Consider the following 18,688-nt stretch of genomic DNA (forward strand, 5'->3'; position numbering starts at 1 on the left):
ATCCTTGAGCAGATAATAGAAGAAAAGTCTGGCTCGTACGCGAACCGAGACCAGAAGGTGCCGAGTGGTCGCTGCGTGAATATTGACGCCATTTTGACGGCGCTCTTGGGCATCGAACACAAAACCCTGTGGGAGCGAGCCTGCTCGCGATTGCGGACTTTCAGCCACCCCAAATGGTGAATGTCGGTCCCTCATCGCGAGCAGGCTCGCTCCCACATTAGTGGAGAGGTATGAGCTCAGCTCAAATGTGCGTCAAGCCGGTTTGATTTCCAGCATTGCTTCCTGCGCCAACTCCTTTTCGGCCTCTTTGAGGTCTTCTTCGCTGATCATTTCCGCAATCACCCGCAAACGTTCCACTACTCGCGCGTTGATGCTGCCTTCAGGGAATGCGCCATTCTCATCCGGCGCACCGGCCGGCTCGCCGACCAGCAGGCTCAAGGCCTCGTCGGCCTGGCGTACTGCGTAGACATGGAACTGCCCCGCGCGCACCGCCGCCAGCACCTTCTCGTCGAGCATCAGTGTGGCAACGTTGGCCTGAGGAATAATCGCCCCTTGCTCCCCCGTCAGACCACGAGCCTCACAGAGTCGGAAGAAACCTTCGATCTTCTCGTTGACCCCGCCCACCGCTTGCACTTCACCGAACTGGTTGATCGAGCCGGTAATCGCAAAGCACTGCTTGAGCGGGGTTTTCGACAAGGCCGAGATCAGCGTGCACGCTTCGCCAAGAGACGCGCTGTCGCCGTCGACATAACCGTAGGACTGCTCCAGGGCGATGCTCGCGGAAATCGCCAGCGGGAATTCCTGGGCATAACGGCTGCCCAGATACCCGGTGAGGATCATCACGCCTTTGGAGTGGATCGGCTGGCCGAGGTTGACCTCGCGCTCGATGTCGACGATACCGCTGCCGCCCGGATAAACCGTGGCGGAAATCCGCGCCGGCACCCCGAAGGCCGAATCGCCGACTTCCAATACCGTCAGCCCGTTGCACTTGCCGACAGCCGCGCCATCGGTGTCGATCAGAATGATCCCCGCCAGCATGTCATCGAGAATCCGCGCCGAAACACGCCCGGTACGGGTGGCCTTGGCCTTGAGCGCACGCTCGATGTGCCCGGCGTCGGTCATGTCGTCACCCGCCAGGTCGCGAATGAAATCCGCCTCGCTGACCAGTTGGAACAAATCGCCGATTCGCGCCGACAAACGCCCCTGGTGTTCGGCCAGACGCGCGCTGTAAGTCGCCAGACGCGCCACAGCGTCCGCGGTCAGCGGCGCCATGCCTTCCTCGGACGTACGGGTTTTGAGCAACTGGGCGAATTGCTCCAGGCTCTCGTCGACCATCGGGATGTCTTCGTCGAAATCCACCAGGACACGGAACATCTCCTGGAAGTCTGGATCGAGGTCTTGCAGCGTGTAATACAACTGCCGGGCGCCAATGATGACGACTTTGACCTGCAACGGAATATGTTGCGGAGTAAGGGTCACAGTGGCGAAACGGCCCATCTCGCCCAGCGGCGATTCCATTTTCAGTTTGCGCGATTGCAGCGCGCGTTTGAGCGCATCCCACACGAACGGCTCGCTGAGCATTTTTTCCGCTTCAAGAATCAAGAAGCCGCCGTTGGCGCGGTGCAGCGCACCCGGACGCAACTGTCGATAAGTGGTGTAGAGCGCGCCCTGATCGGTGGTGTACTCGATGCGGCCGAACAAGTTTTCGTAAGTCGGGTGCGGCTCAAAGACCACTGGCGCACCGCCGCTGAACGGATGACCGACCACCAGGCTCGGGGCGTATTGCTCTTCGAGCATTTTACGGGCGATGGCGTCGGTCTTGCTGTCGTCCACCAGTTGCTCGACCACAGTCTTCAGCAGGTAAACCTGCATCGCTTGCAGGTAACCGCAAACGCCTGCGTTTTCCGCGTACTTTTCCGACAGCGGCGCGAGCAATGGCTGCAAGGCCAGGGTGATGGTTTCTTCGTTGAGCTGACGCAGTTGATTGCTCGACTCGCGCTTCCATTGCGGCAGGCTGGCGAGCTCTTCGTTCAACCGCTCTTCCAGCCCGGAAATGTCGTCATGAAAGCGTTCGCGCTCGGCTTCCGGCAATTGGGCGAATTCCGCCTCATCCAGTGCCTTGCCTTCGCTCATCGGGGTGAAGGCAATATTGCTGCTGTCGCGGTAGAGCGCGACCTCTTTCTCCAGCGCCAGACGCTCGATCACATCCAGTGCACGGTCATAACGCTGGTTGAAAGCGCGGTCTATGGCGCTTTTCTTCTGCTGATAGGACGGGTGCTCGAACACCGCCGGAAAGGTCGCCAGCAGGTTGTCGATCAAACCGTTGATATCGCCGATGAAGGCACCGGCTGTGCCCGAAGGCAATTCCAGCGCACGAGGTTCGCGCGGTTCGTCGAAATTATTGACGTAGACCCAATCCGCCGGGGTCTGCAGGCGTTTGCCTTCGGCCTTGAGGTAGCGTTTGACGAACGAAAACCGGCCGGTGCCGGGCTCGCCCATGACGAATACGTTGTAACCGGGGCGTGGCATGGCCACACCGAACTGCAAGGCTTCGACCGCACGTTCCTGGCCAAGCACACCGCGGAAGGGCTCCAGATCATTGGTGGTAGAGAAGCTGAACTGTTCAGCGGAAAACGGACGGGTCAGCGCTTCAGGCGCTAGACGCAAGCTGGCAGCAACAGGATCAGGCATCGGGCTTCCTTACATCAGGCGGGGCAGATAGCGGCATTCTGGCGCTGCCCGTACCTCACTGGCAAGGCGCGCCTCAAGTCAAAGTCTAGACAAAGCGTCAGCCCCGGGCCGCGCGGGTCAAAATCATTGTTTTCAAGGAATGTTTCGCAAAAGATTACGGAACTCCCGGAACATGCCTAAACTCCATGCTGCGCGGCTGGAACTAATAACCGGCCCACTGGCACCTTAGGGGCCAGCACCCTGTCCATTGGAATGCACACTAAGAGAACATAGCTATGAAACGGATTCTTCTCGGTACTCTCTTCACCGCTGTATCCATCAACGCCATGGCTCAGGCGCCAGGCGGTCCGGACTGTGGTTGGGGCAACATGCTGTTCGAAGGTCAGCGTGGCACCCCGGCACACTTCCTGGCATCCACTACCAACGGCACTTCCGGTAACGCAACGTTCGGTATGACCTCTGGTACCAACGGTTGCTCGACCAATGCGTCGCTGACCTATGGCGGCAAATCCTGGATCGCCATGAATGGCATGATGAACGAGCTGTCCGAAGACATGGCTAAAGGTCAGGGCGAAGCGCTGACCACTTACGCCGTGGTACTGGGCGTGGCGCCGGAAGACCGTGCGCACTTCGCCGCTGTGACACATCAGCACTTCCAGCAGATCTTCAGCAAAGCTGACGTGACCGCTGATGACGTGCATACCAACACCCTGGCCGTGCTGAAAAGCGACCCGCGTCTGGCCAAGTACGCCACTCAAGCTTAAGCTCGACCGGCCCGCTCTCCTTGGGGAGCGGGTTTTATTTTTTGAACCTGGCCCTTTTGGCCTGCCCCTTTGGGTCTTTGTTTCTTTCGGCTTAAGTTGCTCACTATGCTCAAACGCCTTGCCTGGCTGGCGCTCTGTGTCTGCGCCCCGCTGTCTGCCGCGCCACACATCGACAATCAACGTTTGCAGCAACTGGCCAACGACCCCTTCTGGATTTCCCTGGGGCATTACGAAACCGCCAAGCTCGGTGGCTGGCGCAGCTATGTCAGCGACAAGAAATTCTTTCTCGCCCCCGATGGCAACGAACACCCCGACCGCGAACTGGCGGCGACCGTGCAGGCACTGTATGCCCCGACCGGTGCCGGCGAGCAGCATGCCCAATGCGTCTATCCGGCCCGCACCCGCTGGCTCAAGGCGCAACTTGCGCTGAGCGATCTGCCGACCCCGGACTGCGCTGAGTTCAAGCAATGGTTCAAGGACGTTGCGCCCCACAGCGCGGTGATGATTTTCCCGGCGGCCTACCTGAACAGCCCATCGTCGATGTTTGGCCACACCTTGCTGCGCATCGATCAGGCCAATGTGCAGAGCGACAAGACGTCGCTGCTCAGTTACGCGATCAACTTCGGCGCCTACATCGAAGGTTCGGACAACAGCATTCTGTACGCCTGGAAAGGCTTGATGGGCGGCTATCCCGGGCTGTTCGCGCTGGTGCCGTATCAGGAAAAACTCTCGGAATACCGCAGCCTCGAGAACCGCGATCTGTGGGAATACCGCCTGAACCTGACGCAACAGGAAACCGAGCGCATGGTCGAGCACGTCTGGGAGCTCAAGCAGATCCAGTTCGACTACTTTTTCTTCGACGAAAACTGCTCCTACCGCCTGCTTGAACTGCTGCAAGTAGCGCGGCCGAGCCTGCAATTGACCGAGCAATTCCCGTTGACGGCCATCCCCACCGACACGGTCAAAGCGGTGAAAGAAGCCGGGCTGGTGGAATCGATCGAGTATCGCCCGTCCCGTGAGCGCGAACTGCTGAGCCGTGCCGAGCCATTAACCTTTGAAGAGCAGGAGTGGGTGCTGAAAGTCAGCGCCGATCAGAAGCAATTGCAGACCCCGGCGTTCAAGGCTCTACCTCGCGACCGTCAGGCGTTGATCATCGACGGGGCTTATCGTCTGGAGCGTTATCGCGCCAACGGTCAGGAGCGTGACCCGCAACGGGCCCAGCGCAGTTTCGAATTGCTGCGCGCAATCAATCAAAACCCGCCCCCGGAGCTAAAAATTCCGCAACCCGGCTTGCCCGAGGACGGTCACGAGTCCCGCACCTGGCAGGCCGGCATCGGCACTCGAGGCGACAAAGCCTTCGGCGAATATGGCCTGCGCATGGCCTATCACGACCTCAATGACAACATGGAAAGCTTCCCCCTCGGCGCGCAGATCGAAATCCTGCAAATGAAGCTGCGCCAATACGAAGGCAATGACTGGCAGTTGCAGCAACTGGACCTGGCAACCATCCGCTCGCTGACGCCTCGCAATGAATTGTTGCAGCCGCTGTCATGGCAAGTCACCGGCGGCCTGGAGCGCGTACCGGGCAAGCATGATGACGAAACCCTGGTTAGCCATGTCAATGGCGGAGGCGGCGGGACCTGGCAACTGGGTGACGACATGCTCGGTTTCGCCTTGGGCACCGTGCGTGTGGAGCATAACAACGACTTTGCGGGCTTCATCGCCCCGGCGGCGGGCTTCAACAGTGGCCTGCTGTGGAAAAACCCGCTGGGCAACTTCAGTCTGGAAGCCAAGGGTGATTACTTCACCAATGGCGAAGTGCGCCGCAGCGTGAGCCTGAATCAGCAGTGGGAACTGTCGCGCAATCTGGGCGTGCGCCTGAGTGCTCAACGTGAATTCAGCCATCTGGCTTCGCCCGAAAACGAAGTGATGCTTGAGGTGAAGTGGTATCACTATTGATCTGCCCCCTGTGGGAGCGAGCCTGCTCGCGATGGCGGTGGAACAGGCAGCATGGATGTTGAATGTAATGGCCTCATCGCGAGCAGGCTCGCTCCCACAAGGGATTTGCGCCCCACAGATTAATCACAAGCCTTTCACATACATCCGACAAATCCGGTTCTAGACTTCCCTTATAGGCCGTTGAACGGCCCTGGAGTCCGAGATGTGGCGTTGCGTGGGTGTGTTGGGGTTATTGGTAGTGATCTCGGGGTGCCAGTCGACCCACGAGGATCTGATCGCCAAGGGCTATCCGCCGGCGTTCGCCGATGGCTTCGATGACGGTTGCAGCAGCGGCCGGCAAGCCGCCGGGGCGATCACCGGTGAGTTTCGCAAAAATGTCCCGCGTTACCTCAAGGACAAGCAGTACGGCGAAGGCTGGACCGATGGCTTCCGTCAGTGTCAGGCCATGCGTGAAAACGAGGATCGTAACGAGTACAAGGACCGCCATTGGGACGAGCGCGAACGGGCCTGGCAACAACAGAAAGACAGGGACGCCGCGCGAGCCTATCGCTCGCAATAAGTCGTTTACAGACATTCGTAGAAACTTAAAGCCTGCGACCATGGCCCAAACCCTATTAACGGGAGAACAGCATGAGTCGCGCCTTCGTCAATGAAGATAACGCCGCCGCGCAAGCCGATCAGCCAGTCGAACGGCAGGTCAGCGCGCAGCCCAATTACGTCACGCCAGTGGGCCTGGTGCAGCTTCAGGCGAAAGTCGCCGAGCTGCAAAGCCTGCTTGATCAGGAAAGCGCCAAAGGCGAACTGGCCGACAAGCAGCGACAGGCCGACCTCGATCGCGACTGGCGCTACTTCAAGCAGCGCCTGCAAAGCGCCCAGGTGGTCGCGCAGGCCTCCTCGGTCGATAAAGTGCAGATCGGCAGCTGGGTAACCTTTGCCGACGAACACGGTCATGAGCAGCGCGTGCAATTGGTCGGAGAAGACCAGGCGGATGCGGCCCATGGGTTGATCAATTGGAGCTCGCCGCTGGGGCGGGCGTTGCTCGGGGCGCAGGTGGGCGATGAAGTGTTGTGGAAGCGACCGGCGGGGGATTTGGTGATTGAGGTGTTGGCCATAGCGATCGAGTGAATTCAATGACGCCTTCGCGGGCAAGCCTCGCTCCTACAGGTCGTGCAGTTCTTCTGTAGGAGCGAGGCTTGCCCGCGAAGGCCGCGCTGCGGTCTTACTGAACGCCCATAAAAAACGGAGCCCCGAAGGCTCCGTTTTTTATCCAACCAACCTGAAATCAGGCCAGTTTCTTGTGCCGTACGCGGTGCGGCTGGGAAGCCGCTTCGCCGAGGCGTTTCTTGCGATCGGCTTCGTACTCGGTGTAGTTGCCTTCGAAGAACACCGCTTGCGAGTCGTCTTCGTACGCCAGGATGTGAGTCGCGACGCGGTCAAGGAACCACCGATCGTGAGAGATCACAATGGCGGCGCCCGGGAAGTCCAGCAGGGCTTCTTCCAGGGAACGCAAGGTTTCAACGTCGAGGTCGTTGGACGGTTCGTCGAGCAGCAGGACGTTGCCGCCCTCTTTCAGGGTCAGGGCCAGGTGCAAGCGACCACGCTCACCACCGGACAGATCCTTGACGAACTTCTGCTGATCGCCGCCCTTGAAGTTGAAGCGCCCCACGTAGGTGCGCGACGGGATCTCGTAGTTGCCAATGCGAATCTGGTCGGAACCCTCGGAGATCTGCTGGAACACAGTCTTGCTGCCATCCAGGTCTTCACGGCTTTGATCGACGCACGCCAGTTGCACGGTTTCGCCGACTTCGATGGAGCCCGAATCCGGTGTTTCCTTGCCCATCAGCATACGGAACAGAGTCGATTTACCAGCACCGTTACCGCCGATCACGCCAACGATGGCGCCTTTAGGCATGGAGAACGACAGGTTGTCGATCAGCACGCGATCGCCATAGCCCTTGCTGACGTTCTTGAACTCGATGACCTTGTCGCCCAGGCGCGGACCGGCCGGGATGTAGATCTCGTTCGTTTCGCTGCGCTTCTGGAATTCCTGCGATTGCATTTCTTCGAAGCGTTGCAGACGAGCCTTGGATTTGGACTGGCGGGCCTTGGCGCCTTTGCGCACCCACTCCAGTTCTTCCTTCATGGCCTTTTCGTGAGCCGACTGCTGCTTGGATTCGGCCGCCAGACGATCGGACTTGGCTTCGAGCCAACCCGAATAGTTGCCCTCGTACGGGATACCGGCGCCGCGGTCGAGCTCGAGGATCCAGCCGGCGACGTTGTCCAGGAAGTAACGGTCGTGCGTGATCGCAACCACGGTGCCCGGGAAATCGTGCAGGAAGTGCTCCAGCCAGGCGACGGAATCGGCGTCCAGGTGGTTGGTCGGTTCGTCGAGCAGCAGCATGTCTGGTGCGGACAGCAGCAGCCGGCACAGGGCCACACGACGCTTTTCACCACCGGACAGGAATTCGACCTTGGCATCCCATGCTGGCAGACGTAGCGCATCGGCGGCGACTTCCAGTTGGCGATCCAGGTTGTGGCCGTCGCTGGCCTGCAGGATGGCTTCGAGCTTGGCCTGTTCTGCCGCCAGTTTGTCGAAGTCTGCATCCGGTTCAGCGTAGGCCGCATAAACCTCGTCCAGGCGCGCCTGAGCGTCCTTGATGACGCTGACCGCTTCCTCGACCACTTCACGCACGGTCTTGGTCGGGTCCAGAATCGGTTCCTGCGGCAGGTAGCCAATGTTCAGGTCCGGCATCGGACGGGCTTCACCGTCGAACTCGGTATCGACGCCCGCCATGATTTTCAGCAGCGTGGACTTACCCGAACCGTTGAGACCGAGTACGCCGATTTTGGCGCCAGGGAAGAACGACAGCGAAATGTTTTTCAGGATTTCCCGCTTCGGCGGAACAACTTTGCCCAGCCGATGCATGGTGAAGACGTATTGAGCCATGGAGAACCTTGGGTCAGTGACTGATGAATTAAAGCGCGGGCGAAGCCCGGGCCAGGCCATGCGCAGTGCAAGCGATTGATTAATCTCAATACCGGCGCGCGGAAAAAGCCTGAGTTTAGGAGCTGGAACGCTCCAGCGTAACCGGCAAAGCTACCTGATTGACGGAAGGCAGTCCAGCCGAGTAGGGCTGGCACTTCGCCACAACTCAAGGCATGCTAGCCGCCCTTCGGGCGTCCGGCTTATAGTGCACGTCGCGTCAGTCCAGCCAAACCGCAGGATTACAGTTTGTCTAATGTCTCTCCGCCATCGTCCGTGAGCGCACTCAATCCTGCGACCGGCTCGCCCCTGCGCGGAACCTTGAAGGGCGCGCTGGCGACCCTCGTGCTGTTGCTGCTCGCTTTGCTGTTCTGGCAGTTGCTGGATCAGCTTCGCGAAACCCAGAAAAACCAGCGCCAATACACCATCGACTACTCCGCCGACCTGGCTGCGCAAGTCAGCCTCAACATGGCGCTCAATGCGCAGATCGCCCTTAATCTGCTACCAATCATCGAACAACCGCAAAGCGCCGACGAACAGCAGGCGTTGCTGCGCAAACTGCAACAATCGCTGCCCGATCTGCGCAGCCTGGCGCTGCTCAGTCCCTCCGGAAAAATTCTCAGCGACAGTGCCGCCGACAGCCAGGACGCCAATTACCTCGGCGAACTGGTTCAGCGCAGCCGCGCCCAGGCGCACTATTTCAGTAATGCCGACGACGGCTCAGTGGTGCATCTGCTCCTGCATCAGGCCAGCGGCAGCAGCCGCGGTTATTGGGCCCTGCGTCTGACACCGACGTTTTTCTCCTCACTGACCAAACAGGGCGACGCTGGCATCCGCCCCCTGTGGCTGGTGGAAAACCGCATCAATCATCAGATCATCAGCCGCGATGACGCCCAACCCTCGGCCAAGCCCGCCGTGTTGACAGCCGACGAACTGGCCAACAGTGTGCTGACAGTCGCTCTGAGCAGCAGCGATTGGCAATTGCGCGGGCTGTTCGACCGCCAACGGGTGCTTGAACAACTGCTGCCGGCGTTCATTGGCAAATGCCTGCTGGGCCTGGCCTTTTCGCTGTTGCCGTTCATCGCTCTGCTGAGCATTCGTCGCCGTCAACGCCAACTGCATGAAGGCCGTCGACGCTATCAGGACATTTTCGAAGGCACCGGTGTTGCGCTGTGCGTGCTGGACCTGTCCGGGCTAAAAAGTGTCTTCGACAAGGCCCAACTCAACAGCAGCGAGCAGTTGAAGATCTGGCTCGAGACACTGGAGCAACGCCAGCAACTGCTGAAGGAACTGCGCATCACCGAGGTCAACCAGGTCGCCCTGCAACTGCTCAACGTCAATTCCTGCGATCAAGCCTGGAAACTGCTGATCGAAGGCAGCCCATTGGACTGCACGGCCATTGGCAATCAAGTGCTCGAAACGGTGCTGCACCAGCAAAAACAGCTTGAACTGGAAATCAAACTCCAGGACGCCAATGGCCGTGACCAGCACTTGTGGCTGGTGCTGCGTCTGCCGGAAGATCAGGCCGACTACAAGGCGGTGATCCTGAGCATCAGCGACATCACCAGTCGCAAGCTCGTCGAATTGTCGCTGTTGGAGCGTGAAGGGTTCTGGTCCGATGTGGTGCGCACCGTGCCGGATCACCTCTATGTGCAAGATGTGATCAGCCAGCGGATGATCTTCAGTAATCATCACCTGGGGCAAACGCTGGGTTACAACCGCACCGAGCTGCACCAGATGGGCGAGTACTTCTGGGAAATCCTCTTGCACCCCGAAGATGCCGACTACTACCACCGGTCACGCCAGTCCCAACGTCACGCGGGTTACACCCAATTGATGCAATGCCAGCTGCGTTTCCGGCATCGTGATGGCAAATGGCGGCGTTTCGATATTCGCGAACAGGCCTTGGCGCGGGACAAACACGATCAAGTCACGCGCATCATCGGCGTGGCCAAGGACATCACCGAGCAGATCGAAGCCAGCGAGTCCCTGCGCGACAGCGAGCAACGCTACCGGATGCTCGCCGAAAGCATCAGCGACGTGATTTTCTCCACCGACAACAAGATGTCGCTCAACTACGTCAGCCCCTCGGTGCAAGCCGTGCTGGGCTTCGACGCCGACTGGATATTCCAGAACGGCTGGCAGTCGACCATCGCCAACCCGCAACAACTGACCGGTATCTACAGCCTGATGGACCGGGTCAGCAAAGCGCTGGATAAACCCGAACAACTGGCGCTGCTGCGCAGTCAGGTGCAGACCCAGCTGTTTCTGTTCGACTGCCTGCGGGCCGATGGACGCAAGATCCCCATCGAGTTGCGTCTGGTGCTGGTCTGGGACGAACACGGTGCCTTCGAAGGCGTGCTCGGGGTCGGTCGCGACATCAGCCAGCAACGTCGGGCCGAAAAAGATCTGCGCATGGCGGCCACGGTTTTCGAGCACTCAACCTCGGCGATTTTGATCACCGACCCGGCCGGCTACATCGTCCAGGCCAACGAGGCTTTCAGTCGCGTCAGCGGCTACGCGGTGGCCCAGGTCCTCGACCAGTTGCCGAACATGCTCACTGTCGACGAGCAGCAGGAAGCCCATCTGCGCTATGTGCTCAAGCAATTGCATCAGCACAGCACCTGGGAAGGCGAAGTCTGGCTCAAACGACGCAATGGCGAGCATTACCCGGCCTGGGTCGGGATTACCGCGGTGCTCGACGATGAAGGCGATCTGGCCAGCTACGTGTGCTTCTTCAGCGACATCAGCGAGCGCAAGGCCAGTGAGCAACGGATTCACCGCCTCGCCTATTACGATGCCCTGACCCACCTGCCCAATCGCACGCTGTTCCAGGATCGCCTGCACACCGCGCTGCAATCGGCTGAACGGCAGAAGTCCTGGGTGGTGCTGATGTTCCTCGACCTCGACCGTTTCAAGCCGATCAACGACTCCCTGGGCCACGCCGCCGGCGACCGCATGCTCAAGGAAATGGCCACGCGCCTGCTCGGTTGCGTCGACGATGACGACACCGTGGCGCGCATGGGCGGCGATGAATTCACTTTGCTGCTGCAACCGCGGGTCAACCGGGAGATCGCGCTGAACCGGGCGATTCATGTGGCCGAACAGATCCTCGCCAGCCTGGTGAAACCATTCGTGCTGGAAGGCCGCGAGTTCTTTGTCACTGCCAGTATCGGCATCGCCCTGAGCCCTCAGGACGGCAGCGAACTCAGTCAACTGATGAAGAACGCCGACACCGCGATGTACCACGCCAAGGAGCGCGGCAAGAACAACTTCCAGTTCTATCAGGCCGACATGAACGCCAGCGCCCTGGAGCGTCTGGAGCTGGAAAGCGACTTGCGTCATGCCCTGGAACAAAACGAATTCGTGCTGTACTACCAACCGCAATTCAGCGGCGACGGCAAACGCCTGACCGGCGCCGAAGCTCTGCTGCGCTGGCGTCACCCACGACGTGGCTTGGTGCCGCCGGGAGATTTCATACCGGTGCTCGAAGAGCTCGGGCTGGTGGTGGATGTCGGCGACTGGGTAATCAGCGAAGCCTGCCGTCAGCTCAAGACCTGGCATCAGGCCAAGGTGCGGGTGCCGAAGGTCTCGGTGAATATCTCGGCCCGGCAGTTCTCCGACGGGCAACTGGGCACGCGGATCGCCACCATCCTCAAGGAAACCGGCCTGCCGCCGGCGTGCCTGGAGCTGGAACTGACCGAAAGTATCCTGATGCGCGAAGTCAGCGAGGCGATGCAGATTCTCGCCGGGTTGAAGAACCTCGGTCTGAGCATTGCGGTCGACGACTTCGGCACCGGTTATTCATCGCTCAACTACCTCAAGCAATTCCCGATCGACGTGCTGAAAATCGACCGCACCTTCGTCGATGGCTTGCCCTCGGGTGAACAGGATGCGCAGATTGCCCGGGCGATCATCGCCATGGCCCACAGCCTCAATCTGGCGGTGATCGCCGAAGGCGTGGAAACCCACGAGCAACTCGACTTCCTGCGTGAGCATGGTTGCGATGAAGTTCAGGGGTATCTGTTTGGACGACCGATGCCGGCGAGCCGGTTTGAGGCGCAGTTCAGTAATGATGCGTTGTTCATGTTCGACTGAAGCTTTGCGGCGGGGCTGATGCCCCCTTCGCGAGCAGGCTCGCTCCCACAGGTTTTTGGGTGTACACAAGATTTGTGATCACTGAAGATCCACTGTGAGAGCGAGCCTGCTCGCGAAGAGGCCTGCATGATCACCGCTGATCCCAGCATGAACACCACTTGTCTGCGACATGATGTCCTTTCATATGCCATCTAAAACCCATTGGGTTAGAATGCCTCCCTTTTCTGCCCCGATCCTTGAGGACCGCCATGTTCAGCCGTGATTTGACTATTGCCAAGTACGACGCCGACCTTTTTGCCGCCATGGAGCAAGAAGCTCAGCGCCAGGAAGAACACATCGAGCTGATCGCTTCGGAAAACTACACCAGCCCAGCGGTGATGGAAGCTCAAGGCTCGGTACTGACCAACAAGTACGCCGAAGGTTACCCGGGCAAGCGCTACTACGGTGGTTGCGAGTTCGTCGACGTGGTTGAGCAACTGGCCATCGACCGTGCCAAAGAACTGTTCGGCGCCGATTACGCCAACGTTCAGCCACACGCCGGTTCCCAAGCCAACAGCGCCGTTTACCTGGCCCTGCTGCAAGCGGGCGACACCATCCTGGGCATGAGCCTGGCGCACGGCGGTCACCTGACCCACGGTGCCAGCGTTTCGTCCTCCGGCAAGCTGTACAACGCCGTTCAATACGGCATCGATGCCAACGGCCTGATCGACTACGACGAAGTCGAGCGTCTGGCGGTTGAGCACAAGCCAAAAATGATCGTGGCCGGTTTCTCTGCCTATTCGCAGATCCTCGACTTCCCGCGCTTCCGCGAAATCGCTGACAAAGTTGGCGCCTACCTGTTCGTCGACATGGCTCACGTGGCCGGTCTGGTCGCCGCTGGCGTCTACCCGAACCCGGTTCCATTCGCTGACGTCGTGACCACCACCACGCACAAGACCCTGCGCGGTCCACGTGGCGGCCTGATCCTGGCTCGCGCCAACGCCGACATCGAGAAGAAGCTGAACTCCGCGGTATTCCCGGGCGCCCAGGGTGGCCCGCTGGAGCACGTGATCGCTGCCAAGGCGATCTGCTTCAAGGAAGCGCTGCAGCCTGAGTTCAAGACCTACCAGCAACAAGTGGTGAAAAACGCCCAGGCCATGGCCGGCGTATTCATCGAGCGCGGTTTCGACGTGGTGTCGGGCGGTACTCAGAACCACCTGTTCCTGCTGTCGCTGATCAAGCAGGAAATCTCCGGTAAAGACGCCGACGCCGCACTGGGCAAAGCGTTCATCACCGTGAACAAGAACTCGGTACCGAACGATCCACGCTCCCCGTTCGTCACCTCAGGTCTGCGTTTCGGTACCCCGGCTGTGACCACTCGCGGCTTCAAGGAAGCAGAGTGCAAAGAGCTGGCCGGCTGGATCTGCGACATCCTGGCAGATCTTTCCAACGAAGCGGTGATCGACGCCGTTCGTGAGAAGGTCAAGGCCATCTGCAAGAAGCTGCCGGTATACGGCGCTTGATCCAACACTGAAGTGAACGTAAAAAACCGATCAGTCCTGATCGGTTTTTTTATGCCTCACATTTGGCGCACCCTGTATAAGTCATGCAACTAACGTTAGCCATTAAAAACTGCAACAACTTCTAATACGTCACAAGTTCACAATCGTCGTTCAGCTGTTATTGTATCTCCGCGGCATCTACAACCCCGCACTCAATAAAACTTAGCGACGTTTTGTCAGGTTATTTGCAGAAACGGAATCTGCACGCCACCCAGGCCTTCCGGCCGGCGAATCATAAGGAAAGGAAGCACCATGAGTCCCCATCAGGAAAAATCATTCATCGCCACGTTAACCACATCCAGCGGGGCTTTGCTCGTCCCACGCCTAGCCTACGGTCGACAGACCTACATCCAGAAACCTGACTATGAGTCCTTCACTTTTGAAGCCAAGAAAGATATCTCCAACTATCTTTGTGTGAAACCCAACGCTACTTCAACGCCACTAAAGTTCTACTTCAAATGCATCAATGACTATTACTCCATTTACGTCATGAACGAAGGCCATTATTACTTCTACGCGTTAAGTAATGAAGACGAGGACTTGATCGCTCTTTACCCCCATGACGATGATCAAACGACTTTCAACCTGCTGGATGCCAATTCAAGGATCATTACGCTTGATGACCTGAACAGTAATTCCAGTCAAGTGCGGATCCAGACCCGCGGTGGCCGAACGCTGCACGCCCGTGCCGGGCAGCGCGCAACGGCGGGAGACAGGGAAAAGGTGTCCGGCCTGGTGTGTACCGGCAAGAAGCGCGGAACGCTGCTGAATTTCAGGTTGGACATCCTGCAGCGTAACGTCAGTTTCTGACACGACGCTCCGTTCAGCGAGTGCGTGAGAAACCAGTCAGTTAAGCCGTATCCGTAGCAGCAGCCTCGCAGGCTCGGCAGCTGCTACATGGAGTGCGTTGCGGCTGAAACCAGCGCCGAGATACGTCGGCACATCTTCGGGAAGGCGGCCTCCGGGAAACCGCCAGCGGAGGATCTTTATTCACGGATCTTCGACGCCATTCTCTCGGTTAGATCGCCATCGCGAGCAGGCTCGCCCCCACATTGGATCGAAGGTGAACACAGCATTTGTGAGCTCCTGAGATCAACGGTGGGAGCGAGCCTGCTCGCGATGGCGGCATCAGGCCTGCTGAAAATGTCGGGGGGTTACTCCGCCGCGACCCGCGCAAATCCCTCACGAATTTTCTTTTCCGGCAAATCATCGGCAATGAACACGATCACGCTTTCGCGTGTTTCATCATCGGCCCATTCCGTATCCCAGTCGAAGCCGTAGAGCTTCAGCACGCCCTGAAACACCATGCGCCGCGGTTCCCCCAGGATGCTCAAAACACCTTTATAGCGCAGCAGTTGCTTGCCATGTTCTTCCAGCAGTTCGTCCATGAACTCGCTGAGTTTGTCGATATCCAGCGGCTTGTCGGTGCGCAACACCAGGCTGGAGATACGGTCGATGGACGACGCCTTGTTCACTGGACGCAGACTCATACCACCGCCGAGATCGGCATTGAGGTTGAAGCCGCGTACGTCGAGCAGTTCTGCCAGGTCGATCTTGCCGTGCTCGACCAGGCGAATCGGTGCGCGACGGTTGATGCGGGTCAGACGCTCGCTGAGGGCGGTGAAGGTCGGCTCGTCCACCAGATCCCGTTTGCTCACCAGCAAGCGGTCGGCAAAACCGATCTGTGCCTGTGCGATGGTCTGGGTCAGATGATGTTCGGCATGTTTGGCGTCGACCAGGGTGATGATGCCGTCGAGGATGTAGCGCTCACGCAGTTCTTCGTCGATGAAGAAGGTTTGCGCCACCGGGGCCGGATCGGCCAGGCCGGTGCATTCGATGACCAGACGATCGAAGGCGATTTCGCCGCTGTCCAGGCGTTCGAGCAGCAGGTACAGCGCCTTGGTCAAATCGGTGTGAATGGTGCAGCAGACGCAGCCGTTGGACAGCGTCATCACTTGCACCGGATCAAAGCCCAACAGCTGGGTGTCGATACCGGCGTCACTGAATTCATTTTCGATCACGGCGATTTTCAGACCGTGCTCGGCTTTGAGCAGATGGCGCAGCAACGTGGTTTTTCCGGCGCCTAGAAAGCCGCTGAGGATCGTTACTGGAATGGGAGAGGACAAACGCAAGTCTCCTGTTTTCAAAAAATTAGAAAGCAACACTAACAAATGTGGGAGCGAGCCTGCTCGCGAAAGCGGTGTATCAGTCAACAACAGAGTCGAATGACAAATTGCCTTCGCGAGCAGGCTCGCTCCCACAGGTTATTGCGTTACATCATGATCCGCTCAGCGAATCAACAGCACTTCGGCCCACCCTTGCCACCGTAACGGGCTTCCTGACGTTCGCGAAAGAACATCTCGTAGCTCATCACCGGTTTGTCCGGGTGTTTGGTTTGCATGTGCTCGACATAGTTGTCGTAGTCGGGCATGCCGACCATCAGGCGCGCGGCCTGACCGAGGTATTTACCGAGGCGACTCAGGTCATTGAACATGGTGCAATCCTCGATTACGCATCCGGCTGAGCCTGGAATGGTGCTTCTTTATCCGTACGTTCCTTGGTGCCCCAGGCGGCAATGCCGACCTTGAGCGCAAAGAACAGGATGCTGAACACCACGAGCAAAAACAGCGCGGTCAGCGTTGCATTGGTGTAGGCGTTATAGATTACGTGCTGCATCTGCTCGATGCTCTTGGCCGGGGCCAGAATCTGCCCATTGGCCAACGCATCGCTGTATTTCTTCGCCAGCGACAGGAAACCGATTGCCGGGTTGGCGTCGAACAGCTTGATGAAGCCTGCGGTGGTGGTGCAGATCAGCAACCAAACGGCTGGCAGCATGGTGACCCAGATGTAGCGTTGGCGTTTCATTTTGATCAGCACAACGGTTGCCAGCATCAACGCGATACCCGCCAGCATCTGGTTGGAGATGCCGAACAGCGGCCACAAGGTATTGATGCCACCCAGCGGGTCGATCACGCCTTGGTACAACAGATAACCCCACATCGCTACGCAACCGGCGGTCGCGATCAGGTTGGCGGTCCAGGACTCGGTGCGTTTGAGCGCCGGCACGAAGGAGCCGAGCAAATCCTGCAGCATGAAACGCCCGGCACGGGTGCCGGCGTCGACCGCGGTCAGGATGAACAGCGCTTCGAACAGGATTGCGAAGTGGTACCAGAACGCCATGGTGTTTTCACCCGGCAGCACACTGTGCAGGATCTGTGCGATACCGACCGCCAGGGTCGGCGCACCGCCGGCACGGGCCAGGATGGTGGTTTCACCGATGTCCTTGGCCACCGCTTGCAGGGCTTCCGGCGTAATAGCGAAACCCCAGCCGCTGACGACTTGTGCGACTGCCACCACGTCACCACCGACGACCGCCGCCGGACTGTTCATGGCGAAGTACACGCCTGGCTCGATCACCGAAGCGGCAACCATTGCCATGATCGCCACGAAGGACTCCATCAGCATGCCGCCGTAACCGATGTAACGGGCGTTAACCTCGTTATCCAGCAACTTCGGCGTGGTGCCGGAGGAGATCAGCGCGTGGAAACCGGACACCGCGCCACAGGCAATGGTGATGAACAGGAACGGGAACAGACCGCCCTTCCACACCGGCCCGGTGCCGTCGATGAACTGGGTCAATGCCGGCATTTTCAGCTCGGGCATGGTGATCAGGATGCCGATCGCCAGCGCAACGATGGTGCCGATTTTGAGGAAGGTCGACAGGTAGTCACGCGGCGCCAGAATCAGCCACACCGGCAACACGGCCGCCACAAAACCGTAGCCGATCAGCATCCAGGTGATCTGGATGCCGGTGAAGGTAAAGGCTTTGGCCCAGACCGGATCAGCGGCAATCTGCCCGCCCAGCCAGATCGAACCCAGCAGCAATGCCACGCCGATCACCGAGATTTCACCGATACGACCCGGGCGGATGTAGCGCATGTAAATGCCCATGAACATCGCGATCGGGATGGTCGCCATCACCGTGAAAATGCCCCACGGGCTTTCGGCCAGGGCCTTGACCACGATCAGTGCCAGCACCGCGAGGATGATGATCATGATCAGGAAGCAGCCAAACAGCGCGATGGTCCCGGGGATGCGGCCCATTTCCTCACGGACCATGTCACCCAGGGAACGACCGTTGCGGCGGGTGGACATGAACAGGACCATGAAGTCCTGAACCGCACCGGCCAGCACCACCCCGGCAATCAGCCACAGCGTCCCGGGCAGGTAGCCCATCTGCGCCGCCAATACCGGACCGACCAGCGGCCCCGCGCCAGCGATGGCCGCGAAGTGGTGACCGAAGAGGATGTGTTTGTTGGTCGGCACGTAGTCCAGACCATCATTGTTGAGCACGGCAGGTGTAGCCCGACGCGGATCGAGTTGCATCACATTGTTAGCGATGAACAGGCTGTAGTAGCGGTACGCGACCAGATAAATGGCCACGGCGGCGACCACAATCCACAAGGCGTTGATCGCCTCGCCTCGGCGCAATGCCACTACGCCCAGGGCGCACGCTCCCAGGATTGCCAGCAGCAGCCAAGGTAAGTGGCGTAGCAGGCTATTATTATTTTTCATTTTATGATTCCAGCCAGAGTGGACAAGAAAGACAGCCATCGGGAGTTTAGCGCTACTGGCCTCAAAGGCCACCCCCA

At 59.0% G+C, this 18,688-nt stretch carries 12 protein-coding genes; 7 read left to right on the forward strand and 5 right to left on the reverse strand.

Annotated elements, in window-relative coordinates; all coding sequences use genetic code 11:
* Window positions 1-252 precede the first annotated feature (252 nt).
* Window positions 253-2,691: a Lon protease family protein gene (locus ACYZT2_RS24690; protein ID WP_461968131.1), complete on the reverse strand. Its 2,439-nt coding sequence runs from the start codon at window positions 2,689-2,691 to the stop codon at window positions 253-255.
* Window positions 2,692-2,966: 275 nt separating this feature from the next.
* Between ACYZT2_RS24690 and ACYZT2_RS24695 the strand changes: the two genes are divergently transcribed.
* The 4 genes from ACYZT2_RS24695 to ACYZT2_RS24710 all read left to right on the forward strand — a co-directional run bounded on the left by ACYZT2_RS24695 (window position 2,967) and on the right by ACYZT2_RS24710 (window position 6,539).
* Window positions 2,967-3,455, forward strand: a complete 489-nt coding sequence (locus tag ACYZT2_RS24695; RefSeq protein ID WP_007901840.1) for a DUF3015 domain-containing protein — start codon at window positions 2,967-2,969, stop codon at window positions 3,453-3,455.
* Between the two features lie 105 nt (window positions 3,456-3,560).
* Window positions 3,561-5,414, forward strand: coding sequence for an Lnb N-terminal periplasmic domain-containing protein (locus ACYZT2_RS24700; protein WP_461968134.1), 1,854 nt, complete (start codon window positions 3,561-3,563; stop codon window positions 5,412-5,414).
* A gap of 202 nt (window positions 5,415-5,616) precedes the next feature.
* Window positions 5,617-5,973, forward strand: coding sequence for a hypothetical protein (locus ACYZT2_RS24705; RefSeq protein WP_461968136.1), 357 nt, complete (start codon window positions 5,617-5,619; stop codon window positions 5,971-5,973).
* A gap of 71 nt (window positions 5,974-6,044) precedes the next feature.
* Window positions 6,045-6,539 carry a GreA/GreB family elongation factor gene (locus ACYZT2_RS24710; RefSeq protein WP_461968138.1) on the forward strand — a complete coding sequence of 165 codons (495 nt, stop codon included), beginning with the start codon at window positions 6,045-6,047 and terminating at the stop codon, window positions 6,537-6,539.
* Window positions 6,540-6,696: 157 nt separating this feature from the next.
* On the opposite strand, the gene ettA is transcribed toward ACYZT2_RS24710, so the two are convergent.
* On the reverse strand, window positions 6,697-8,361 hold the full coding sequence (gene ettA / locus ACYZT2_RS24715; RefSeq protein ID WP_461968140.1) for an energy-dependent translational throttle protein EttA: 1,665 nt from the start codon (window positions 8,359-8,361) through the stop codon (window positions 6,697-6,699).
* Between the two features lie 285 nt (window positions 8,362-8,646).
* Here ettA and ACYZT2_RS24720 point away from each other — a divergent pair, with 285 nt between their 5' ends.
* The 3 genes from ACYZT2_RS24720 to ACYZT2_RS24730 all read left to right on the forward strand — a co-directional run bounded on the left by ACYZT2_RS24720 (window position 8,647) and on the right by ACYZT2_RS24730 (window position 14,846).
* Window positions 8,647-12,495 (forward strand): sensor domain-containing protein, encoded by a 3,849-nt coding sequence (locus ACYZT2_RS24720; RefSeq protein WP_461968142.1) that lies wholly within the window; start codon window positions 8,647-8,649, stop codon window positions 12,493-12,495.
* Window positions 12,496-12,743: 248 nt separating this feature from the next.
* Complete coding sequence (glyA, locus tag ACYZT2_RS24725) at window positions 12,744-13,997, forward strand: serine hydroxymethyltransferase (protein ID WP_461968144.1); 1,254 nt, start codon at window positions 12,744-12,746, stop codon at window positions 13,995-13,997.
* Between the two features lie 291 nt (window positions 13,998-14,288).
* Window positions 14,289-14,846, forward strand: a complete 558-nt coding sequence (locus tag ACYZT2_RS24730; RefSeq protein ID WP_461968146.1) for a hypothetical protein — start codon at window positions 14,289-14,291, stop codon at window positions 14,844-14,846.
* 344 nt (window positions 14,847-15,190) lie between these two features.
* Here the strand turns inward: ACYZT2_RS24730 and yjiA are convergent, their stop codons facing one another.
* The 3 genes from yjiA to ACYZT2_RS24745 all read right to left on the reverse strand — a co-directional run bounded on the left by yjiA (window position 15,191) and on the right by ACYZT2_RS24745 (window position 18,611).
* Window positions 15,191-16,162: a GTPase gene (gene yjiA, locus ACYZT2_RS24735; protein ID WP_461968148.1), complete on the reverse strand. Its 972-nt coding sequence runs from the start codon at window positions 16,160-16,162 to the stop codon at window positions 15,191-15,193.
* Between the two features lie 170 nt (window positions 16,163-16,332).
* A complete protein-coding gene (locus ACYZT2_RS24740; RefSeq protein ID WP_007895266.1) occupies window positions 16,333-16,530 on the reverse strand; it encodes a YbdD/YjiX family protein in 198 nt (65 codons plus the stop codon).
* 14 nt (window positions 16,531-16,544) lie between these two features.
* Window positions 16,545-18,611, reverse strand: a complete 2,067-nt coding sequence (locus ACYZT2_RS24745) for a carbon starvation CstA family protein (protein ID WP_461968150.1) — start codon at window positions 18,609-18,611, stop codon at window positions 16,545-16,547.
* Window positions 18,612-18,688 lie beyond the last annotated feature (77 nt).

Source organism: Pseudomonas sp. MDT1-85 (assembly GCF_054898065.1).